We start from the raw sequence: 23,282 nt of genomic DNA, 5'->3' as shown, positions 1-23,282 counted from the left end.
GGCGGCGGGAGCTCCGAAGGAGCGAAATAGGATAGCCCAGGGCAACGCCCTGGGAGAGCAAGACCGCCCCGCGGCAGCCCTGACAGGGCGGAATAGAGAGCTTCTATCTCGCCCCTTCAGGGCTGGACCCGTGGACCCCGCTGAACCCAGGGCGTTGCCCTGGGCTATCCCATGCGAGCCCTTCAGGCTCCAGAGACAATCACCCTGCCTACAATTCCGGCCCGCATCCCCCTTCTGCGGATGCTTGACAAGGCTGGGGACACGGGGATATAATGCAAGCGGGGGGCGTGCGCACAGAGGCGGGCGAGGGGCAGTCCAACTGGGGGTGCATAACCAATGAACACGCCAGTTCTTGGAACGCAGCGACTCCGGCGGCGTGCCGGCCGGCGGGCCTTCACTCTCGTGGAGTTGCTCGTCGTGCTCGGGATCATCAGCATCCTGGCGGGTCTCCTCCTGCCGGCCATCGTGCACTCCCTGGCCACGGCCGAGCTGACCAACTGCCTGAGCAACCAGCGCCAGATCGGCCAGGCCATGGCCAATTACAACAAGGACTTCGAGTCGTGGATGGTCTCGGCGGGCGCGCGCACCACGCCGGCGATCAGCGTGACGGGCGGCACCACCGCGGTGCCCAGCTACGGCCCGTTCGTCGAGCCGCCCTACGACTATCCGGCCGCGGCCGCCCGCTGCTCGACCACGCGCTTCCCCTTCTGGTACGCGGCCCTGGCGCCCTACGTCAACGTCACCGCCACGTGGCGGAACGCCGTGCTCTCCTACCTCAACCGCACGGGCAAGAAGGAGAGCGAGGTGACCGACGACACCTACTACCACATCGAGATCGCGCGCCTGTGCATGATGTACACCTGCCCCTCCAAGAAGCAGGCGGTCATCGGCTATGGCCTCAACTACGCGGCGCCCTACGGGGAGTCCATCCTCTATCCGTTCAACCAGGCCAAGTATGGCCTGGACTATCCCGCCACGGCGTGCAGCGGCGCCAAGTTCCGCAACGCGGCCGACCAGAACCTGGCCCCCGACCAGCAGTGCTGGCCCTATACCATGGGCAACGAGACTACCCAGCCCACCGGCTTCACCCCCTACCCCAACTACATGCTCGGCCACCCGTCGGGCGCGCCCATCCTCTGGTACGGCCAGTCCTCGCACTTCAGCTGCATGAGCGACCCGAGCGGCCAGATCGCGGTGTGCGACACGGGGCTGGTGACCAACGATCCCGTCTGGCAGGCCTACACCACGGTGCCCAAGTGGCGGCCCACCGAGCAGTACAGCGTGCCCACCGAGTGGCGCGAGCACACGGCGGGCCTGGCGGCCGAGTGCTGGATGGGCTACACTCGGTTCCCCCTCAATGCCATCTATACGGGCGTCGGGCGCACCTGGGCCGACGTCTGGACCCCCACGAAGAAGAAGGTGGGCTACTATAAGTACTTCTACTGCTCGTACACCAACGACGACAACGGCATCAACAACCCGGCCTACAACACCGCCTGGCGGCCCGTGCCGCGGCATAATAAGCGCACGGCTTGCCTGTTCTTCGACGGCCGCGTGCGGCCGGTGGACATCATGGACATCGTGAGCTACGAATGGGGCGACCGCCGCTGCCTCTTCGACAACAAGCCTCAAACGAAGATGCCCACGCCCCGCGACGACATCTTCGCGGAACTCAACGGCTGCGGCTGCAAGGTCTACGCCGTCACGGACCACACCCACCAGAATAGCTGGCTCCCCGAGCGCGCTGCCGGCGGGTATGTAGATACCTCGAAGTAGTGCGGCGCCTCCCCTCTTCAGGCTCAACCTCCCGCGGGTCTCGAACCCGCGGGAGGTTTCCAATATCACTCCCACTTCATCTGGCTCACATCGGGCCGCATCACGGCCGTGTCGGGCACATTGACGAGAACCCCGTACTTCGGCACGTACACCAGTTGTGCATAGGGGGTGGCGTAGCGCACCCTCTCCCCCTTCGTCGGCAGCGGCGCCCAGGTATTCCGCGCGAATGAGTAGACCCACGGCTCAACGGCGTCCTTGACCTTGATGGCAGCGAAGACGGCATCCTGGCCGTCGAGGTACTCCACCGTGCCCGGCTCGCCCGGCGGCTGACGCTTCGGCTCCAGGCTGGTGAAGCGATTCTCCTTGATGTCGTACACCCAGGTGGCGTGGCCCCCGCCCTTGCGGAACTCGTAGAAGAAGACCTGATTGCGGTCGGGCCGCAGGCAGAAGGGGCGGCACTCGCCCACCCAGCCAGGCGTCGGCTCGGGGATGCGGCGGACGCTGAGCTTGTTCTCGCGGGCGTCGTAGGCCGAGAAGTAGGCTTCCTTGGTGAAGAAGCGGCCGTCGTACGGCTCCAGGTGGCCCGCGAAGCCGTAGAGCTTGCCTGAAGGGTCGGCCACGTGGAGGCGGCCGTAGCTGCCGGGGACGCCCTCGCCGAGCGTGACTTCGGCGATCTCGCGCTGACGCCAGACGCCGCCGCGGTCGAGGTCGTAGAACCAGGCGACGCGGGTGCCCTTCTCCTTCGCAATCTCGGCGTCCCAGCGGCGGCTGTGGGTGCCGGCGTGGACGAACATCCGCCCGTCGAAGGCGACGTAGGAGTTGCGCTGGTGCCCCGCGGGCGGGCCGCCGCGGGTGCTCATCGTGCAGCCGTCCCAATCGTGCGGCGGCATGGGAAAGTTGCTGTCGCCCACCGTGTGGCACCAACGGTTCGCCCCCACGGCGTAGACCGCCACGTCGTTGACCTGATAGGTGGAGTGTCCGCCGCCGAAGTAGAAGACGAGGCCGCGGACGGGGTCGGCGGCCATCATCCCCCAGTCGCGGCGTTCGGGCTCGCGGGGCGGCTTGGCGGGCACCCACGTGTTGGCGGGCAGCTCCTTGAGCTTCGCCAGCCAGGCGGGGTCGTCGGGTGGGATTTCCTGGGGCGTGATCGGCGGCGGCTCCTTCACGACGGGAGCTGGCTGCTCTGGTAGCTTGTTGAGGTCTAGGCGGAATGCATAGGTTTCCTGGCCTTCCCTGGTGTCCCGCACGAGGAGGAGCAGGCGGCGCTTGGGGTCGAGGGCGAGCGACACCCAACTCGTGTCGCCGTGCGGCCAGGGCTCCTCGTGGCGCTTCGACCATCCCTTGGTGACATCGAGCGACCAGAGGGCGATGCTGCCCTTTCCTGCATAGCGGCCGGGGAGCGTGACCAGGAGGGTGAGGCCCGACGCCTCGTCGTGGACGAGCCTGGGCTGAGCCTGTGCGGGCGGACGGCTGTCGCGGGGCGCCTGACGCCACCTGCGGGTTTCCACGTCGTAGAGCCACGTGTCGTTAAGGGCGCCTGGCTCGGGGGCGCGGCCGGGATTGCTGAGGTCGCTCCGCACCAGCCCGCTCTGCCCGCCGAAGAGGACGATGGCCTTGGCCTTCGCGTCGTAGACCATCGGCGCGCCGCAGCGCGGCGGCGGCTGCACGCGGGGCTTGCCGTCGCACATCGTGTCTCTGCGCCAAACGTTGTCCTTGAAGCTGTAGACCCAGGTTCCCGAATGGCCGGAGACCTCGCCCGTGGCGGAGCGGAGGTCGTTGTTCTGGCTGCCCCAGTGGGGGAAGAGGAGGATTTCGTCGTTGACGGGGTCGTAGCAGATGCCGGCGCCGTAGACAGGGGGCGGACCGGGGATGCGCTCGCCCTTGAAGTCCTGCTCGGGGCGCAGGCCGCGCTCGTAGAAGCCGTAGGGCGTGGTGGGGTTGAGCGACCACTTGCCCCAAAGCTCCGTCTCAGCCTTCAGGTCGCGCCAGGTGCGCTTCTCGGGGTCGTAGGCCGCCATCATGCCCTTGAGGACGTAGACGAGTTGCCGCCGCTTCGAGTCGTAAGTGACGGCGTTGAGGACCCACGAGGGGGCGGGACGGCCGGTCTCGGGCAGCGGGGCCCAGCGGCCCCAGATGCGCACCGACTTGGCCCGGTCCTCGGTGTCAACAGCCTTCCGCAAGTCCTCGGCGGGGGCGGAGGGGTAGTCGGAGACCCATTCGAGCCTCTCGATGTCGAAGGCCCGCACGTCGTCGTGCTCGGGCTTGCCGCTGGGTGCCGCGCCCCAGTGGAGCACCTGGCCGCGGCTGGGCACGTAGACGATGGCGCTCCAGGCGTAGCCCGGCTCCTTCTTTGTGTCGAGCTTGACCCATTGATTGACGGGCAGCGCGTCAACCCCAGCCGCCCACAGGCAAGATGCCTGTGCCAACAAGAGAGCGACCCGCATCGCGCGCCTCCTGTCACGGCTTGAGGACGAAGCGAATCGGCTTGTCCTCGACGATGAGCTGCTTCTCCTGGGCGGGCTTGCCGGGGAACTGCCAGCGAAGCTTGAGGGGGCCGGGCTCGAAGACGCCGAAGAAGGCGTCGGCGGTGCCGGGCGACACGTTCCAGGCGCCCAGGCAGCGCTTGTCGGCCCAGGCGGTGACGGTGAGCGGCCCGGCGTAGCCGCCGGGCGGCAGCGCCGCGCGCAGGGCCAGCGGCGGCACGCCCCCGGCGTCGCGGAGGCAGACCCACAGCTCGCCGTTCTTGAGCACCAGGGCCATGTCCTGCGCGCCGTCGCCGTCCAGGTCGGCCAGGCAGCCCGCCTGCTGGCCCTCCTTGGCCGCCTCGAGCAGGCGGTTCTCATCGAGGTCCAACTCGTGCGCGTGGCCGAAGCTGCGGAAGCCGCGATTGAAGAAGATGTGCGGCGCGCGGTTCGAGTAAACGATGAACACGTCCTGCCGCCCGTCGCCGTTGGGGTCGCCGGCCATGCCCCCGATGCCGCCGGGCTTCGAGATGTAGGCGATCTCGCCCGAGACGGGCAGGGTCTCCTCAAAGGCCATCGTCCTCGTCTCCCGTCCTCGTCCCCCGTCCTCGGCGCCGACGCGGGGCAGAGCCTCCCCGCCCACAGCGGTGCGGTTGTGCCACAGGAAGGGGCGCTCGTCGCCCGCGACGAAGACGTCCAGCAGGCCGTCGGCATCGAAGTCGCCCACGAACGCCCCCGCGTCGCCCTCGCCTGTGCCGAAGCCTTCGACCAGGGCGCCGCCCTCGAACGCGCCGAGCGCCCGGCCCTTGTAGAACACGCCGCCTTTGGCGAATGGCTGGAGCACGTCGGGCAGGGCGTCGCCGTCGAGGTCGGCAACCAGGCAGGGCCGGGCCGCGCCCAGGCCCGAGCCGATGAACTTGCCGGCCACGGGCGGCACGAGGAACCGCCCCTCGAACCCGCCCCCCTCCCCTGCCGCGACGACGAGCGGGTACGACGCCGTGCTGACGACGAGGCCGACGCGTCCCTTGTCGTCCAGGCCCAGGGGCGCGAGGCCCAGGCAACCGCCCTTCATGTTCACCCCACTCGGCTTGGCGGCGAAGGCGCCGTCGGCGGCCTGGAGCCACAGGGTGAGGGCCTCGCCGTCGAAGGAGGCCAGGTCGAGGCGGCCGTCGGCATCGAGGTCGGCCCAGGCGGCGCAGCGCGACTTCGCGCCCAGTTTCAGCCGCGGCGTCATGTCGTCGAGAGCCTTCGTCTGGGCATTCCACAGGAGGATGCGGTCGCCGGCATCGCTGAGCAGGTGGAGCGCCAGGCGGCCGTCGCCGGCCAGGTCTACGGGGATGGCCCCGCGCACCGTGCCGTCGAGCCTCGCGATCTGCTTCGGGGCCAGCCAGTTGGCCATGCTCTTCACGGGCACCGAGGGCGCGGGGTCGGTGAGAATATAGTCCACCGCCCGGCGCAGCATGTCGGTGCCGCCGGCCCAGGTCTGCTCCATCTCCGAGTCGAGCGCGTCGAGCAGCCACACGCCGCCCTCCGCGCCGACGAAGCGGAACCAGTGGCCGCGCACGTGCAGCAGGCCGGCCGCGGTAGGCTCGGCGCCCGCGCCGTCGGGCACCTCGGGGCGGAACCTGCCCGTGAAGAACAGCGCCTCGCGCGCCGCCGGGCCGATGAGCTTCTGGAACGCCTCGACCTGCGGCCCGGGCGACTTGCTGAAGTCGAACACCGGCGCCTTTGCCGGCGCCTTGCCCTTGAGGGCCTTCGCGATGTCGGCTTTCACCGCGCCGCCCGTTCCCACCGGCCCCACCGTCAGCGCCAGCACCAGGTCGCTCTGGTGGACGAGGTGAATCGGCGTGAAGTCGGGGCGGATCAGCGCCTGCGCCGTCGAGCACGCCAGCAGCGCGGCCAGGGTGGCGGCGCCGAGTTGTCTCAAGGGCTTTCTCACGAAGCGGCTCCTCAGTGCGGGGGACGTTCGGCCGCAGCGATTCTACGCGGAGCCGCCGCCGCGCGCAACCGGAACCTCAAGGGCAAATGGACATGACGGACACCATGGACACTGCGGACGGCCCGGGCGCACGACCGCCTGTCGTCCATCATGTCCATATTGTTCATCCCGCATTGCGCGCCCCGGCCCGACTTCCTAGAATGCTGGCGCCAGCTCGCCGCGGGGGGCCAAGGAACAAAGGGTGGAACATGGCCGACTTGCGAATCACAGGAGTCCGGGCATTCCTCACGCAGCCCCAAGGGGCGCGGCTCATCGTGGTGAAGGTGCTCACGAGCGAGCCGGGGCTCCATGGCCTCGGCTGCGCCACGTTCACGCAACGCCACCGGGCCGTCGAGGCCGCCATCCAGCACCACATCGGGCCGTTCGCCGTGGGCAAGGACCCGCGCAACATCGAGGACCTCTGGCAGGCGATGATGGTGAACGGCTACTGGCGGAACGGGCCGGTGCTCAACAACGCCATCAGCGGCGTGGACATGGCGCTGTGGGACATCAAGGGCAAGCTGGCCGGGATGCCCTGCTACGACCTCTGGGGCGGCAAGTGCCGCCCGGCCGCGGCCGTCTACGTCCACTGCAACGGCGCGACGCCCGAGGCCCTGGCGGACGCCGCCCGCGCGCGGATGGCCGAGGGCTACGGGCACATCCGCTGCCAGCTCGGCGGCTATCCCGGCACGGAACTGAGCGACCGCCCTCCCCTGCCCGGCGCGCCGCCAGGCGAGTACTTCAACCCCAAGGAGAAGCTCATCCGCCTCCCCGCCCTCTTCGAGTTCCTGCGCCGCGCGCTGGGCGAGCGCGTGGAACTGCTCCACGACGTTCACGAGCGCCTGGCGCCCGTGGACGCCGTGTGGCTCGCCAAGGCCCTGGAGCCGTACCGCCTGTTCTTCCTCGAGGACGTTCTGGCGCCCGAGGACCTCGAGTGGTTCGAGAACATCCGTTCCGTGTGCGCCACGCCGCTGGCGATGGGCGAGCTGTTCAACCACCCGCGCGAGATCACGCCGCTCGTCGCCCGCCGCCTCATTGACTTCATTCGCGTGCACCCGTCGCAGCTCGGCGGCATCACGCCCTGCCTCAAGCTGGCCCACCTGTGCGCGGCGTTCGGCGTGCGCACCGCCTGGCACGGGCCGGGCGACCTCTCGCCCGTGGGCGTCGCGGCCAACGTCCACATGGACCTCGCTCTTCACAACTTCGGCATCCAGGAGTGGAGCTTCCCGAACCAGGCGGTGCGGGACCTGTTCCCCGGGCTGCCCGAGGCCCGAGCCGGCTACGCCTGGGCCAACGACCGGCCGGGCCTGGGGGTGGAGTTCGACGAGGCCCTCGCCGCGAAGTTCCCGTGTGACGATGCGAACCCGACCTGGACCGTCGCCCGCCTGCCCGACGGCACGCTGTGGCGCCCATGAGGAGGGGGGCAGCGGCCGTGCGCGCGGCCCTACACCGAGGAGATGGGTTCCTCGGCCACCGGGGCGCGCGCCTGGGCGAGGAGCGCCTGCGCCGTGTGCAACGCCGAGGGCGCTCCGCGCGCCGCCCCGAGCTTGAGCGTCAGCACGCGAGGCCGCACGTTCCGCAGGTTCTCCCGCAGCCGCGCCAGCAGAGCATCCAGCTCGGCGCTCTCGGGGCTCGAGGCGAGCGCGCCGAACTCTCTGCCGCCCAGGCGCGCGACGAGGTCGGTCTCGCGGAACGCATGGCGCACGGCGCTGGCCACCTCGGCCAGCGCGCGCTCGCCTTCGCGGGCGCCGAAGGCGTCTACGAAGCTGCCGAAGCCCTCCACCCGCGCGACCACGAGCAGCACGTGCTCGCCCCGGCGGTTGGCCAGCGCCAGGTCGCGGGCCGCCAGGCTCAGGAAGGCCGTCTCGTTGTAGAGGCCCGTGAAGTCGTCCATCAACGCCCGCTGGTGGGCCGCCATCTGGAGGCCGTGGCGGCTGATGGCGTAGCGGATGGCGCGCAGGAGCAGCGAGCCGTCCACCTGGCCCTTCACCAGGTAGTCCTGGGCGCCGGCCCACACGGCATTGGCGCCCAGCACCTCGTCCTCCGCGCCGGTCAACACGATCACCGGCACGTGCGGGGCCCGGGCGTGCACGTGGGAGATGGTGGCCAGGCCCGTGCTGTCGGGCAGGTTCAGGTCCAGCACCACCAGGTCAATGCCGCCCTGGGCGAGGCGCTCGAGGCCCGTGGCCAGCCGGTCCGCACACTGGAGCGAGACGGGCAGGCCGCGCGTGCCGGACAGCATCGTCCGGATCAGAGCCACGTCGCCGGGGTTGTCCTCGATGAGCAGAACCGTGATGTGCCGGGAATCCATGGGGCCACTCCTTTTCAAGCGGCGTCACTCGGTGGGCAGCCGCACGACCGTGAACCAGAACGACTCGATGGACCTCACGACGCGGATGAACTGGTCGAGGTCCACGGGCTTCGTGATATAGCAGTTGGCATTGAGGCTGTAGGCCCGGAGCACGTCTTCCTCGCCCTCCGACGTGGTCAGGACGACCACCGGGATGCGCCGCAGGTCCGGGTCGGCCTTGATCGCCGCGAGCACCTCGCGGCCGTCCTTCTTCGGCAGGTTCAGGTCCAGCAGGATCAGGTCCGGGGTCACGGCCCTGGCGTACTTGCCCTCGTGGCGCAGGTAGGCCAGGGCTTCGACGCCGTCGCGCACCACCCGCAGGTTGTTGCTCACCTTGCCGTCCTTGAGGGCCTCGCGGGTGAGGCGCACATCGCCTGCATTGTCCTCGACCAGCAGAATCTCGACGGCCCGCGTGGTGATGGGGCAACTCATGGGTTCTCCTCTCCCTTGACGGGCAGGGTGAAGTAGAACGTGCTGCCCTGGCCTGGCGCCGATTCGGCCCAGATGCGGCCGCCATGGCACTCGACGATCTTCTTGCACACGGCCAGGCCGATCCCGGTGCCGCCATACTCTTCCCGCGTGTGGAGGCGCTGGAAGATCATGAAGATGCGCTCGGCGTACTGAGGGTCGAATCCGATGCCGTTGTCGCGCACGGAGAAGACCCACTCGGCCCCCCGGCGGGCGGCGGCGATGTGGACTCGCGGCGCCGCCTCGTTGCGGAACTTGATGGCGTTGCCAAGCAGGTTCTGGAAGAGCTGGAGGAGTTGCGTCTCGTCGCCGGTCACCGTGGGCAGCGGGTCGTGGGTCACCTGGGCCTTCGCCTCGGCGATGGCGACCTGGAGGTTGCGGAGGGCGTTCTGGACGAGTCGGTCGCAGTCCACGGGTCCGGGGCTCGAGGTGCGGCGGTCCACCCGCGAATAGGCCAGCAGGCCGCGGATCAGGGCCTGCATCCGGGCCGCGCCGTCCACCGCGAAGCCGATGAACTCGTCGGCCTCGGCATCCAACTGCCCGGCGTACCGCTGCTGAAGGAGTTCCACGAAGCTGCGCACCATGCGCAGCGGCTCCTGCAAGTCGTGCGACGCCACGTAGGCGAACTGCTCGAGCTCGGCATTCGAGCGCGCCAGCTCGGCGGTGCGCTCGCGGACGCGCTCCTCGAGCTCGGCGTGGGCCCGGCGCAAGGCGGCCTCCGCGCGCGATCGCATCAGCGCCTCGACGAAGGCCACCGCCAGGGCCTCCAGCCCCTCGCGGTCCCGGTCGCTGTAGCCCGACGGCTTGTTGGCCAGCGCGATCATGCCGATGGTCTTGCCCGCGTGCTTCAGCGGCACGCCCAGGAACGAGGTGAGCGGCGGGTGGCCCTCGGGGATGCCCACGCGGTCGGGGTGCGTTGCGGGGTCGTTGACGATGAGCGCGCGCTGGCTGCGCAGCACGGCGCCCCACAGGCCGCGCACCTCCATGCCGCGGATCAGGCGCGTCGCTTCGGAGTGCGGCATTCGGCACGAGTCCCACCCCGGGTCGCTGAGCGCGATCGTGTCGAAGCGCCCGGCCTCGTTCACCTCGCCGATGAAGCCGAAGCGGCTGCCCGTCAGCTTTTCGGCCACGGCCAGGCACACGCGGGCGACGGCGGCGTCTTCCTCGCAGGTCAGCGACTCGCGGAGCACCTGGTTGCTGGCCTCGAGCATCGCGGTGCGCTGGAGGGCGTCCTCCTCCGCCACGATGCGTTGCTGGATCTCGGCCCGCAGGGCATCCACGGCCTGATGAAGCTCCGCGGTGCGCTCCTGCACGCGTGCCTCGAGTTCGCCGCGGGCCTGGCGCAACTCCAGCTCGGTCAACCTGCGGCGGTCAATCTCGTTCGCCAGATCGTCGTTGAGCGCCACCAGTTCCTCGGTTCGCTGATTCACGAGCTTGGCGATCCGCGCGGCGCGCCCTACCAGCACCACCAGGTAGCCGCTGAGCACGAGCGTGAACAGCAAGCCGGCGCCCAGCACGACGAGGGGCAACTCGGTGCGCTCGGCGGCCAGGAAGTCGCCCGTAGGCACGCACACCAGCCGCCAGCGGCGGCCCGCCACGTCGAAGACTGCCTCGCGCCGCAATCCGCCCGCCGGGACGCCGACCAAGGCTGGCCCGCCCGGGTACGAGCACAGGAGCCTCTGAGTCTCGGGGGCCACTACGTCGTACAGGTTGAACCGCACGCCACCCAGAGCGAAGTCGCGCAGCGCTTCTGCGAGGAGCTCGGGGACCCGATAGACGCCGACGACGTACCCGAGGAGGTTCTCCCTGCGTTCGGCGGGTGAGGCGAGCGGCGCATTCCTGCGGTAGACGGGCGCAAAGACGCTTGCGACGCAAGGCTCGTCAGGAGCCTGCCCGGCAGCCTGGCCGTTATCGAGGAGCGCCGCGGCCTCGCAACAGGCCCTGGCCAGGAGCTGCGCCCGGGCGAGGTTGCTGGCGAGGTCCAAGCCCAGGGGGAGCCCGAGGCCCTCCCGGGGCTCGGAGTAGTAGATGGGGAAGTACTCATCGCGCGGCCCGGCGGCCACGGGCCGGTCGTGGTCGTCCAGTTCGGTGACCCGGTAATCCTTCAGGCCATCTTCCCGGGCGGCCGCCTCGTGGGCCGTCCGTTCGGCGGCCAGCACCCGGGGCGCCCACTGGAGCGCCGCCACCGAGGGGCGGCGCGACAGAATGTTCGCCGCGAAGGCGCGGAACTCCCCGCGTTCGACCAATTGCGATGCCGCGTAGAAGCTCTCGACGAAACTCGGCACCTGGAGGTTCAGCGCCAGGGTCTTCTGCACCGCGGCGAAGTGGTGGGCGGCCACGCGGTCGAAGGCGCTCTCGACCCGCCGCTCCTCCGCCCTTCGCGCCAGGTGCGCGCCGACCAGCGAGGCCGCGCAGCCGAGCACCAGCGTCAGGCCCGCCACCACGCGATGCAGCGACGGACGCAGGGTCTCGCGTATCTGGCTCACCGGGTGCCTTCTCACCGGCCGCCCCTCCTGACGGTCCACGTGCAGGCCACGGCTCCAACTGCCCCCTGCCATGCGCTCCCCTGAGTCTACACCGGAACGCCCCGTTCGGCAAGGCTTTTGCGCGCGAGCGACCGCGCCTTGATGCGGCGGCCGCGCGCGGATATATTACTCCCCGGTTCCGTCACCACCTCGATGGAGTGCGCCCCGATGAACTGCTGGCTTCGTTCCTCTGCGCTATTAGTTCTCGTGGCGGCTTCGGCGGCGTTCGCCGCCCAGAAGCCGCGGTTGCCCATCGGCGAGTTCACGGCCCGCAAGATCGCACCGCCGACGATTGACGGCAGGATCGCCCCCGGCGAGTGGGACAAGGCGTTCACAACCTCCGGCATGATCGCGCCCTTCGAGCACGAGCTTCAGACCGCCGAGACGACCGTGGCCCTGGGCTACGACGAGCGGCACTTCTACTTCCTCTTCAACTGCCGCCGCACCGACGCCGAGTGGTATCTGCGCAAGGCGGTGCGAGAGAACGACGACTACGACTACGGCGACCCGTCGGTCGAGATCTGGATCACGCCGCCCACGCTCGTGCCCGAGACCTATCAGAACATCATCAACACCTATCCCGCCGTGCTCGACCAGAAGATGATCCCCACCCGCGGCTACGTGGCCCAGGGCTGGAAGGGCAACTGGACCACCGCCGTGACCGAGAGCGAGACGCACTACGTCCTGGAGGCGAGCATTCCGATCAAGGACTTCGGGTTCGACGGCGTGAAGAGTGGGGATGTCTGGCGGTTCCTGATGTGCCGCACGGCGCACGGGGCCAAGCCGCGGGCGCAGGCGTCGTGGTCCATCACCCAGGCATTCAGCGAAATCCCCCAACACCCCCAGGTGCACCTCGTGGACGATTCGGCGGTGGTGCAACTGTTCAACGTCACGAGCGTGTTCAGCGGCAACTACCGCCTCCCGATGGCCATCGTGGCGCCCGACAAGGCGAAGGCCGAGGTAACCCTCGAGCTGCGCTGGCACAAGGAGCCAACGTTTGCTGACACCGACAAGATCATCAGGCAGGCATTCACCCTCGACGCCGGCGAGCGGAAGCCCTTTGAGTTCGCGGGCGCCGTCCCGCCCGAGGCGATGAACGAGAAGAAGGCCGGCCATTTCACCATCACCGCCACTCAGGCTGTGGGCGGGGCCTCCGTGCCCCGCGTGATCTTCCGCCAGAGCTTCCCCTTCCAGGTGAACGGCTGGGCGCCCAGCCCCAAGCCCGTGCGGCCCGAGAAGGCCGAGGTCAAGGAACTCGACTTCCGCGCGATGTATGGCCCCGAGTCGAACGTGATGATCGTGCGGGCCGACATCATAGACCTGCCCGACCGCGCGAAGGTGGCCGGCGGGGCGATCCGCCTCCTCGACCCGACGCAGAACAACAAGGAGCTGATGGGCTTCGCGATGCAGCCCTTCCGCCACTGCTACTCCTCCACCCATTTCGCCCTCGACAAGCTGCGCATCCCCGTGGCCGACTGGCCGCGGATTGACGCTGCGGAGGCCGAGAACGCAAAGCTGGCAAAGGAGGGCAAGCCCCCCAAGCCCAGCCCCACGCCCGAGCCGCTCAAGGTCCTCGTCGAGGTGACGGTGAAGGATGCCGACGGCAAGCCGCTCAAGAGCGAATCGAAGGAGGTCGGCCTCCTCCGCCACAGGTTTGAGTGGTCCGACAATTCGGTCGGCATCACGGACAAGGTCATCCCGCCCTGGCCGCCTGCGACCTGGAAGAACGGCACTGTGGGCGTCTGGAACCGCTTGCTCGCTCTGGACGGGTTGGGCCTGCTGAAGAAGGCCGACAACGGCGGGGTGGACCAGGTGAAGCGCATGCGCCTCGTCGCTGTGAGCGGCGGCAAACCCATCGAGGTCGTGCCCTCTGCGCCCAGCCTCGTCCGCCACGTGGAGGCCCAGGTGGACGTCGCCGGCACCGGCGAAGGGGGCGGCATCAAGGTCGAGGCCAAGACCCGCGTGGAGTTCGATGGCTTCACGCTGAACGAATGGACCCTCAGCGGCAAGGCCGATAAGCTGACACTGGAGGTCGTCTTCCCCGAAGAAGAGGCCACGCACTTCTGCACAACGGCCGGCGGCTGGGCGGCGACCCACGACGTCACGCCCGCCTACTGGTCGAGCCAGCAGACCGGCTCGGGCATGCTGCTCGGCGACTTCGTGCCCTACATCTGGCTCACCAACTCCGACCGCGCCTTCATCTGGGTCGCCGACAACGACAAGGGCTGGGGCACGGAGACCGACCGCTCGCACCCCACCCAGGAAATCATCCGCAAGGACGGCACCGTGACGCTGCGCGTCCACTTCATTGAGCTGCCGACCGAACTGAAGCAGCCGACCACGATCAAGTGGGCCTACCAGACCTTCCCGTCGCGTCCTCTGCCGCCCGGCTGGCGCTCGATCATCTGCGCCAGCCGCAAGGGCGACCTCCTCGGCGCGCGCAACACCTACTTCTGGTTCGACAGCCAGGCCGACTGGGCGGTGCTGTGGCCCTATTACTGCTCCCCCTATCCGTGGAGCCTCGAGAAGTCCAAGAAGGCATTCGACCAGTTCCCGCGCAACACCGACCACCGCCCCATGGTCGGCTCTATCGCCCACGCCATCGCCCGCTATCGCGACTACGCGGGACACGAGTTCTCCGGCTACGTGGTGGACTGGGGCGAGACGCCGGGCGATTTCTCGAACGGCAACACCACGCAGGGCAAGGGGCCGAACGACTTCCGCGTGTGGCACTACCAGAAATGGGTGCGCGAGGCCGGCTTCCGCGGCCTCTACGTGGACGAGAATTATCTGGGCTTGGACAAGAACTTCCTTACGGGCGGCGCCTACTTCAAGCCCGACGGCCGCCTCCAGCCCGGCTACTCGTATCTCGGCGAGCGCGAGTACTTCAAGCGGCTGAAGATCATGTTCCACGAGAACGGCGTGCTCGCCCCGAATCTCTGGCAGCACATATCGTCGGGCGCCGCCTACCACGCATGGTTCGGCGACATCTTCTTCGAGGGCGAAAACGTCGAGCCGACCGACCTCAACGCCGATTACCTCGAGGTGTTGCCCGCCGGCCGCCTGCGGGCCATCGGCTCGGCCAAGTGCGCGGGCGGCGTGATGACCATGATGTGCCAATCGTCCCGCCACGCCACCGTCCACGAGCCAAAGCACACCCACCAATTCGTCGGCTGGGTGATGGCCCACGACGTGTTGCCCGAACAGGTGCCCTTCTACAACGTCCTCGCCCAGGAGGCCCGCCTCTACGAGGACAACGTGGAGTTCTTCGGCTACTGGAAGAAGGGCTGCCCCGTCGCGGCCAAGACGCCCGACTGCCTCGCCTCGGCTCACGTAGCCAAACCTCCCGCAGGTTCCAAACCCGCGGGAGGTCCTCCCCCGCGCGCCATCGTCTGGGTCGTGAACACCGCGCGCAAGGACCAGACCGTGGACGTGTTGGTGGACTTCGGCGGCCTGGGCCTGAGCCGCGGCAAGACCGTTGCCCTCAACGCCGAGACGGGCGAGGCGGTGGAACTGACCCGCCGCGGCTTCAGCGTGCCCGTCCTCCAGCGCGACTTCGCGGCCGTCCACCTCATCGAGCGACAACTGCTCAAGGCCGACGAGAGCTTCTACGCCTCCTTCGACCGCGAGTTCGTAGTGCGGCCTTCAGGCCGCATCGTGGAGGCCGACGAGGCGCTCGGCTGCTCGATGTTTGAGCCCACCGATGCCCCGCTCACCCAGGGCGTCAAGGGCCAGGCCCTGAGCGTCGGGCGCGACGGCATTCGCCTTTGGCCGCGGCTTCACCTCACAGACGCCGAGGGCCGCCTCGCCTTCCAGGCCCGCCTCACCGGCAAGCAGGGCCTCATCTTCTCCACGACACCCAGGCAGGCGCGGCAGACTGTGGGCGGGGCCTCCGTGCCCCGCGATTCCGCCCTCGCCATCTCCCTCGACAAGGAGGGCATCCTCTTCGAGCGCCTCGAATCCAAGCCGGGCGCGAAGGATGGCCAGCGCGTAACCTCCCGCGGGTTTGAAACCCGCGGGAGGTTGGGGCTTGAGGGCTGGCACGCCTTCGACCTCGCCTGGAAGGGCGGCAAAGCCACGCTCTCGGTTGACGGCCAACCCGTTGGCACCCTGGACATCCAGAGCCTCAGCACCGGCAGCGGCATCGGCGTCGCCGTCGCCGAGTCCGGCAAGTTCCTCTTCGGCGGCCGCGGCGAGGCCGTCACCGCCATTGACGACATCCGCTGCTACCGCCCATTCTAACCTCCCGCGGGTTTGGAACCCGCGGGAGGTCGAATCGAAGGAGGGTCGGCTGTGCCCTACAGGCGCGGTGCCTTTGCCCCTGGCCACTACTACCACATCCTCAACCGGGGCGCGGGAAGAGGAGCTATCTTCTTCACACCCGCCAACTATGAACACTGCCTGCGGCTGCTCAAACTGTACCGAGGCCCCTGCGGAGCCACGGTGATCGCCTATTGTCTCATGCCCAACCACTATCATCTCTTGCTGAGGCAGGAGGGCGAGGCCCCGCTTTCCCGCCTCATCAACCTGGTGTTCAATGCCTACGTGCAGGCGCTGAACCGCGAGCGTCAGCGCAGGGGCACATTGTTCGAGGGGCGCTTCCGCCACGTGCTGGTGGACCGCGAGGCATACGTCGAGCACCTGTGCAGGTACATCCACCTCAATCCTGTCATCGCAGGTCTGGTGTCCCACCCGGAAGAGTGGGCCTATTCGAACTACCAGGAATGGGTCGGGGAGAGAGCCGGCACGCTGAAAGATGGGGAGTTCATTCGCCAGCGGTTCCCGACCGCGGAGGAGTATCGCCGCTTCGTTGAAGATGAGATCGGCGAGGCGCGCATGCGGGCGCGACTCAAGCGCTACCTTCTCGACCCCTAACCTCCCGCGGGTGAGGAAACCCGCGGGAAGGCAGTTGAGGAAACCTCCCGCAGGTTCACAACCTGCGGGAGGTTGGGTTGACGCCCTATCCGGTGCGGCATACAATGTGCGTGGCCTATTGCATGGCCGTGTAGAGCGAGAGGGCATCGTGACATGACCCCCCAAGAGCAGGCCGAAGCCAAGGCAGCACTCGACCGCTTCCTGGCCGACAATCCCGAGCTTGAGGAACTCTCGGCCCGGCTCGCGACGTTCAACATCTTCCGCGCGCTGAAAGTCGAGACCGAGGAGATCCGCCACAGCAACACGCTCGCCTGGCTCCTCGACCCCAAGGGGTCACACGGGCTTGGCGACGTGGTGTTGCGCCGCGTTATGTCCAACATCCTGCTGGAGAGTGGCGAGAAAGCCCCTAGCCTTTCGGCTGCGGAAGTTGAACTCTTGGACTTCAGCGACGTCGAGGTGCGCAGGGAGTGGCACCACTTCGACCTCCTGGTCATCGTCCACGCAAGCGATCCCGTCGTTATCCTCATCGAGAACAAAGTGCGCTCCGGCGTGAGCAAGAAGCAGCTTGAGAGGTACTACAAGGACGCGCAGAAGGAATTCCCTGCCGCCAGGATGCTGCCCGTCCTCCTGACCCTCGAGGAGCGCGGCGAGGAGGCTGAGGAGCTTTCTCCCTGGATCCCCTACAGCTACTCCCAGCTTCTGCGGGTCATCGAGCGGATCAGGGGCCAGCGGCATCGTCAGCTTGCCGTGCCAGTGGCCACGTTTCTCTCTCACTACGAGGAAACCCTGCGGAGGCTGACCATGCAGGACAAGGCTATCACCGACCTGTGCAGGGCGATCTACCGGAAACACCGCGAAGCGATTGACCTGATAGTCGAGCATGGGGCGGTCAGCCGCTTTCAGGACGTGGTTACGGTGGTGTTGTCCGAGGGGAAACAGCACGAGATTCTCGTCGTCAAGCCCGGCATGGTCTTCTTCACCCCTCTGGTGTGGAAGGACCTCGTTCCAAAGTGGTGGGTCTACTGTTGGCTCCAGAAGCTCCGTCGCGGCGGGATCCACCTCGGACTCGAGGTCGGCAAGATGGCGGACAGCAAACTCAGGCTCGCATGCGTCCAAGCTCTCAGCGAGGCCGGCTTTGGGCTGAGCAAGCTGGCATTCCGCCCGGATGCCACGTACAGTCGCTTCTTCACCGCGACCGAGAAGGTCGTCGACTTCGACGACGAAGAGGGTATCAGGAACGCCGCGGAGGCACTCCTGAAGAAGGCGGAGGCACAGATTGCCAAGGCAACCAACGTGTTCAAGGTCGTGTTCAAGGACGCAAGGAGCGACAAGTGATCGGCAGGCCGTTCGCGATTGCGATGGTGTCTCTCGCGCTGGCGTCAGGTGTTCGGGCACAGGCCGCGGGGGACTTCCACATCACCTCCGCCTCATTCCTCGGCGCGCCAGGCTTCGACGACCGCGTGGTTGGGGCGCGGATTCAGGGGGATGGGACGATTGTGCTGGCGGCCAATCTCGGGCCAGGGGTGAAGGTGGCCGGGCCGAATGTGGAGGCAGGGAAGAATGGCTGCGTCCTGCGCCTCAGCCCCGATGGCAGGAAACTGCTCGGCTCCGCCGCAGTCGCTAAGGAACTCAAGGACCTGGCACTCGACGAAAGGGACAATCTGTATCTCGCCGCGGGGGCCGAGGGCCTGCTCAAGCTCTCGCCGACGGGCGACAAGGTGCTTCTCCGCAAGGAGTTCAAGGACTGCACCCGCGTGGACGCGGCGAAAGACGGCCACTTCGCGGCTATCGCCGACGGGAGCATTCACGTCTTCGACCCCGACGGCAAGCCGCTCGGCACGGCGAAGGGGAGCAACTTCACCTGCGACGTGTGCATTGACGGGGCGTCGAAGACCGTCGTCTTCACGGGCTTCCGCAACGCCCACGCCTTCGACGGCAAGAAGCGCGAGCCCGTCCAAATCCCCTACATCTTCGGCCTCGCCTACGACGGCTCGCGCAAGTGGGAGAACTACAACTGGGACACCGACGAGAAGTCCGACCGCTTCATCAACCGGAGCGGGAACAACATGGCCGACGCCCGCGGCGACCGCTGTACGATCGGCCGCGACGGCAAGCTCTACGTCACGTTTCAGGTGGCCGGCGGCAACCACATCTTCCGCTACAGCCCGCGCGACATCATGGCCAAGGTGACCCTCGCCGGCGGCGACCACTACCATCAGTTCCACAACTCCCGGGCCGAGCACAAGTGCTTCTTCGCCCGCTACGAGCCCGCCACGGGCGATTACCTCATGGGCCAGCAGTTCTGCGGGCGGCTCGCCAAGGGCCGGGCCAACTACGTGGCGACCAAGACCGGCGAGATCAATGCCGACGAGGCGGGACGCGTTTACGTGGTCGGCGTCGCCGCGTTCGGCCTGCCGATTGATCTCAACCCCAGTGGCAGCGATTACACGGGCGGCGCGTTCCTCCTCGTGATGTCGCCCGACCTCAAGACGCGCCTCGCCTGCACCCGCCTGGGCAACGGCGCCGCCCACGCGGTGGACGCCCGCACAGTCGAGGGCAAGCTCCGCGCCGTCTTCGCCGGCGGCGAGGCCCCCGCCGACATCTTCACGACCAAGGACGCCCTCCAACCCCAGGCCGCCGACCCTGGCAAGGAGAAGACCGACCCGAAGGAGGGCTTCTTCGCCGTGCTGGCGCCCTGATTCGCGGAGGCAGACGATGCAGCGCCAAGTTGCTCTTCTGGGGGTGATGGCCATGGCAATTGCGGGGGCATTCGCAGGCGAAGACGATGCGAAGGCGTTTGTGCGCGTCAGCCCGCGCGACCCGCGCTACCTCGAGCTCACGAACGGCAAGCCCTACATCCCCATCGGCCTGAACATGATCCACCCCGGCAGGGCCGGCGGCGACGAGGCCGCGGGCCTCGCGCAGTTCGACGCCTGGATGAAGGCCCTCGCGGCCCACGGCGCCAACCACCTGCGCGTGTGGCTGAGCATCGGCTTCTTCGACGTGGAGCACGAGAAGGCCGGCGCCTATGATGAAGCGAAGGCGAAGCGCATAGACGCCCTCCTCGCCCTAGGCCGCAAGCACGGCATTCGCATCAAGATGACCCTCGAGCACTTCCGCGAGATTGACCCCGCCTCGCCCCGCAAGACCTGGGCCCTCAACCCCGTGCAGCACGCCTCGCGCAGCGGCCCCGCCGCCTCGACCAAGGACTGGTTCGACACTGACCCGCCCCGCGAGCAGTTCAAGCGCAAACTCGCCTGGTATGCCCACCGCTACGGCAACGACCCCATCGTCTACGGCTGGGAGCTATGGAACGAAGTCAACTGCGTGCACGGCGGCGACTACATGGCCTGGAGCGAGACGATGCTCGCCGAACTCCACAAGCTCTTCCCGCGGAACTTGGCGATGCAGAGCCTGGGCAGCTACGATGGCGACTGGGCGCGCGACAACTACCGCCGCCTCGCCACGATGAAGGGCAACGACGTGGCCCAGGTGCACCGCTACCTCGACCTGGGCGCGAAGCTCGAGGTCTGCCACGGCCCGGTGGACGTGTTGGCCGCCGACGCGGTGCGCGAGCTGCTCGCCCTGAAGCCCGAGCGCCCCGTCATCCTGGCCGAGAGCGGCGCCGTCGAGCCGCGCCACACCGGCCCCTTCAAGCTCTATGCCAAGGACAAGGCCGGCATCATCCTCCACGACGTGCTCTTCGCCCCCTTCTTCGCGGGAGCCGCGGGCAGCGGCCAGTGCTGGCACTGGGATGTCTACGTGGCTGCGAACGACCTCTGGTGGCAGTTCGGGCGCTTCGCCCAGGCCGTCAAGGGCCTTGACCCGCCGGCCGAGGGCTTCGAGCCGCTGATGCTCGAGCACCCGCGGTTGCGCGTCTACGCCCTCCGGGGCAAACACACCCTCGTCCTCTGGTGCCGCGACAAGGCCAACACCTGGATGAGCGAGCTGCGGGACGGCCAGGCCCCCGAGGAGGTCCGCGGCGCGACCGTGGACCTGGGGCCTCTGGGCGCCCTCAGGCCCGTGGCGAGTGCCTTCGTCTACGACCCTTGGGCCAATCGCTCCACCCCGCTCATCGCCCGGCAGGCGGTCATCGAACTCCCCCCCTTCCGCCGGTCCATCGTCGTCCGCCTCAGCGACGGCCGGTGAGCGGGAAGCGCCGATGGGTCGCAATCCCCCCTCGGGGTGTGCTCCGGCCATGACATCCGCTTGCAAAAGCAGAGCAGACGTGTATGCTACGCAGCATGGGCGCACGGTGCGCCACGCAGCAGCTTCGCAGCCCCTGGAGCAAGGAGAGCGGAAAATGGGTCGGAAGATCAGGCTCGGCATCATCGGCGTGGGCCAGATCGGCAAGAGCCATGTGAACACCTACAAGAGCGTGCCCGACTGCGAGATCGTGGCTGTGGCCGACGTGAACAAGGACGAGGCGGAACGCGTAGCCGCCGCCAACGGCATCCCGCGCGTGTTCACGAAGTTCCGCGAGATGCTGAAGATGGACGAGATTGACGCGGTGGACGTGTGCCTCCACAACAACTACCACGCTCCGGTGACCATTGCGGCGCTGGAGGCGGGCAAGCACGTCTACTGCGAGAAGCCGATGGCGGGCGCCTATCCCGACGCCAAGCGCATGTACGAGACGGCCAAGAAGTGCGGCAGGAAGCTCTCGATTCAGCTCTCGACGCTGTTCTCCAAAGAGACCCGGGCCGCCAAGCGCCTGATTGACGAGGGGCTGCTGGGCAAGATCTACTTCGTCAAGAGCTACGGCTTCCGCCGCCGCGGCCGCCCGTGGGTGGACGGCTATGGCTCGCCGCAATTCGTCACCAGGAAGACGGCGCAGGGCGGCGCGCTCTTCGACATGGGCGTCTACCACATCGCCAACATCCTCTACCTCATCGGCAACCCGGCGATCCAGACCGTCACCGGCGCCACCCACGACGAGATTGACAAGTACGAGGACCGCGCCAAGGCGGCCCCGTGGGAGGTCGAGGAACTGGGCCTCGGCTTCGTGCGCCTCCAGGGCGGCATCAGCTTCGTCATCGAGGAGAGCTGGGCCATTCACTCGGACGGCACCGACAGCCCGATGATCGCCGGCTCGAAGGGCGGCGTGAAGCTCAGCCCGTTCGGCTTCTTCACCACCGTGGCCGACATGCCGATGAACGCCACCTTCGACCTCGGCGGCAGCGACTGGCGCTGGCACGCCTGCTTCCCCGAGACCGCCTGCTACGACGGCCCGCAGCACCACTGGATCGCCGGGCTGCTCGGCAAGTGCAAGCTCATTGACACCGCGGCCATCGCCCTGGCCACCATGAAGGTCAGCGAGGGCATCTACCTCTCCCAGAAGCTCGGGCGCGAGGTCACCTCCGCTGAGATCGAGAAGAAAAGCAAGTCCACGGCCCTCAAGGGACTGTGAACAGGTTCGACCGTTGACCGCTGCTCTCCAATGGCCCTCCCGCGGGCCTTCAGGCCTGCGGGAGGGCGGGCATGGTGTGGCGTGCGCGAACTCCTCGACAGCGTGATCTTCCTGTTCGCCATCGTGGATGCGCCGGGGAATCTGCCCATTTTCGTGGACCTGATGGAGGGCATGGAGCCGCGGCTGCGGCGGCGGGCCTACCATGTCGCCACCACCGTCGGGTTCGTGATCATCGTGGCGTTCGCCGTGGCCGGGCGCTTCGTGCTGAAGAAGGTCTTCCAGATCGAGGTGCCGGAGTTCCAGATCGCGGGCGGCCTGCTGCTGGCAGCGGTGGGGATTCACGCGATGGTGACATCGCGGGAGCCCGAGGCGGCCGAGGCGAGGCGGCAGCCCCGCGGGCTGGAGATCGCCGCCGTGCCGATGGCCTGCCCCCTGCTGGTGGGGCCGGGAGCGATCGTGACGACGATGCTGATCGTCGAGCGGCACGGCGAACTGCATGCCCTGCTGGCCGGCGCCATCGTGTTCGCCCTCACGCGGGTCATTTTCTGGCTCGATGAGCCGATTCGCCGGCTGCTCGGCAGCTTCGGCCTGCTCATTGCCTCGCGCATCATGCGCATCTTCATCATCGCTATCGGCGTGCACTTCATCATCGCCGGCGTCAAGACGATCTTCCACCTCGCCCCATAGAGAAACCGCCGGCCCCCCTGGGGAACCGGCGGCTCTCCGATCGGCTGCCGCCCTCGCGCGGCGGCGCAGCCCGCTTGTGTCAGGCGCTGGCGGGCACGAGGCTCACTTCGCCGGCTCGTCCGTGAGCTCCTTGATGTAGATGTTCCTGAACTCCAGCGGATTGCCGTGGTTCTGGAGGGCGATGGGCCCCTCGGCCGGGCACTTGACCATCTGGAGCCCGTCAATCACCTTCTCGCCGTTCAGCTCGACCGTCATGCGGTCGCCTTTGACCGTGATGACGAAGGCGTTCCATTCGCCCACCGGCTTGTCGGCCTCCTTCGAGGGTGTGGCCGCCTTGCGAATCTCCTCGGGCAGGCTGCCGTCGGTGCGGTAGCCATAGACCTCGCCCGAGCCGAGCTCGCTCACCCAAATGTTCGCCTGGCATTTCGACGAGCCGCGCACGTAGATGCCGCTGTCGCCCGGCGCCGGCAGCCGCCACTCGACCATCAGCACGAAGTCCTTGAAGCTCTTCGTCGTCCACAGATCGCCATCCTTGCCGGTGTACTTGATGATGCCGTCCTCGACCTTCCACTCGGCGATCTGCTTCTCGGTGGCCGGCTTGCCCACGCCGGCGCCCCAGCCTGTGAGGTCCTTGCCGTTGAAGAGCGCGGTGAAGCCCTCGGGCGGCGTGTTGTCGGCCGCCAGGGCCACAGCCCCCAGCAGAACCATCCATGCCACGGCTCGTCGCATGTCCCATCCTCCATTTCGGTTC

General features: G+C 68.0%; 15 protein-coding genes. 9 read left to right on the top strand and 6 right to left on the bottom strand.

The features are described 5' to 3' along the window. Positions 1–336 precede the first annotated feature (336 nt). Complete coding sequence (locus PLE19_16350) at positions 337–1,776, top strand: type II secretion system protein (protein ID HPD16525.1); 1,440 nt, start codon at positions 337–339, stop codon at positions 1,774–1,776. A gap of 65 nt (positions 1,777–1,841) precedes the next feature. Here PLE19_16350 and PLE19_16345 read toward each other — a convergent pair whose 3' ends face one another. Further along, positions 1,842–4,220: a kelch repeat-containing protein gene (locus tag PLE19_16345; GenBank protein ID HPD16524.1), complete on the bottom strand. Its 2,379-nt coding sequence runs from the start codon at positions 4,218–4,220 to the stop codon at positions 1,842–1,844. Between the two features lie 13 nt (positions 4,221–4,233). Further along, positions 4,234–6,177, bottom strand: a complete 1,944-nt coding sequence (locus PLE19_16340) for a VCBS repeat-containing protein (GenBank protein ID HPD16523.1) — start codon at positions 6,175–6,177, stop codon at positions 4,234–4,236. A 248-nt stretch (positions 6,178–6,425) separates the two neighbouring features. Between PLE19_16340 and PLE19_16335 the strand changes: the two genes are divergently transcribed. Further along, positions 6,426–7,631, top strand: a complete 1,206-nt coding sequence (locus tag PLE19_16335) for an enolase C-terminal domain-like protein (protein HPD16522.1) — start codon at positions 6,426–6,428, stop codon at positions 7,629–7,631. 29 nt (positions 7,632–7,660) lie between these two features. On the opposite strand, the gene PLE19_16330 is transcribed toward PLE19_16335, so the two are convergent. Genes PLE19_16330 through PLE19_16320 form a run of 3 tightly spaced genes read right to left on the bottom strand, consistent with a single transcriptional unit; the run spans position 7,661 to position 11,535 of the window. After that, positions 7,661–8,527, bottom strand: coding sequence for a diguanylate cyclase (locus PLE19_16330; GenBank protein ID HPD16521.1), 867 nt, complete (start codon positions 8,525–8,527; stop codon positions 7,661–7,663). Between the two features lie 24 nt (positions 8,528–8,551). Further along, positions 8,552–8,998 carry a response regulator gene (locus PLE19_16325; GenBank protein ID HPD16520.1) on the bottom strand — a complete coding sequence of 149 codons (447 nt, stop codon included), beginning with the start codon at positions 8,996–8,998 and terminating at the stop codon, positions 8,552–8,554. After that, positions 8,995–11,535, bottom strand: a complete 2,541-nt coding sequence (locus PLE19_16320; GenBank protein HPD16519.1) for a CHASE domain-containing protein — start codon at positions 11,533–11,535, stop codon at positions 8,995–8,997. Before PLE19_16320 ends, PLE19_16325 begins: the two co-directional genes overlap by 4 nt. A 192-nt stretch (positions 11,536–11,727) precedes the next feature. Here PLE19_16320 and PLE19_16315 point away from each other — a divergent pair, with 192 nt between their 5' ends. The 7 genes from PLE19_16315 (at position 11,728) to PLE19_16285 (ending at position 22,531) form a co-directional block, all read left to right on the top strand. Further along, positions 11,728–15,801, top strand: a complete 4,074-nt coding sequence (locus PLE19_16315; GenBank protein ID HPD16518.1) for a sugar-binding protein — start codon at positions 11,728–11,730, stop codon at positions 15,799–15,801. 51 nt (positions 15,802–15,852) lie between these two features. Further along, positions 15,853–16,434, top strand: a complete 582-nt coding sequence (locus tag PLE19_16310; protein HPD16517.1) for a transposase — start codon at positions 15,853–15,855, stop codon at positions 16,432–16,434. A gap of 153 nt (positions 16,435–16,587) precedes the next feature. Then, a complete protein-coding gene (locus PLE19_16305) occupies positions 16,588–17,769 on the top strand; it encodes a PD-(D/E)XK nuclease family protein (GenBank protein ID HPD16516.1) in 1,182 nt (393 codons plus the stop codon). Beyond that, positions 17,766–19,133, top strand: coding sequence for a hypothetical protein (locus PLE19_16300; protein ID HPD16515.1), 1,368 nt, complete (start codon positions 17,766–17,768; stop codon positions 19,131–19,133). The genes PLE19_16305 and PLE19_16300 overlap by 4 nt, the downstream gene beginning before the upstream one ends. Before the next feature lie 16 nt (positions 19,134–19,149). Continuing rightward, a complete protein-coding gene (locus tag PLE19_16295; protein HPD16514.1) occupies positions 19,150–20,583 on the top strand; it encodes a cellulase family glycosylhydrolase in 1,434 nt (477 codons plus the stop codon). Positions 20,584–20,737: 154 nt separating this feature from the next. Further along, the gene (locus tag PLE19_16290; GenBank protein ID HPD16513.1) at positions 20,738–21,844 is read left to right on the top strand and encodes a Gfo/Idh/MocA family oxidoreductase; all 1,107 of its coding nucleotides are present in this window, start codon (positions 20,738–20,740) and stop codon (positions 21,842–21,844) included. Positions 21,845–21,925: 81 nt separating this feature from the next. After that, on the top strand, positions 21,926–22,531 hold the full coding sequence (locus PLE19_16285) for a MarC family protein (protein ID HPD16512.1): 606 nt from the start codon (positions 21,926–21,928) through the stop codon (positions 22,529–22,531). 102 nt (positions 22,532–22,633) lie between these two features. Here PLE19_16285 and PLE19_16280 read toward each other — a convergent pair whose 3' ends face one another. Then, a complete protein-coding gene (locus PLE19_16280) occupies positions 22,634–23,260 on the bottom strand; it encodes a DUF1080 domain-containing protein (protein ID HPD16511.1) in 627 nt (208 codons plus the stop codon). Positions 23,261–23,282 lie beyond the last annotated feature (22 nt).

This window comes from Planctomycetota bacterium, assembly GCA_035384565.1.
GTDB lineage: Bacteria > Planctomycetota > PUPC01 > DSUN01 > DSUN01 > DAOOIT01.
The sequence above is the reverse complement of the archived record's forward strand: the minus strand, read 5'-3'. Positions and strand labels throughout refer to the sequence as shown.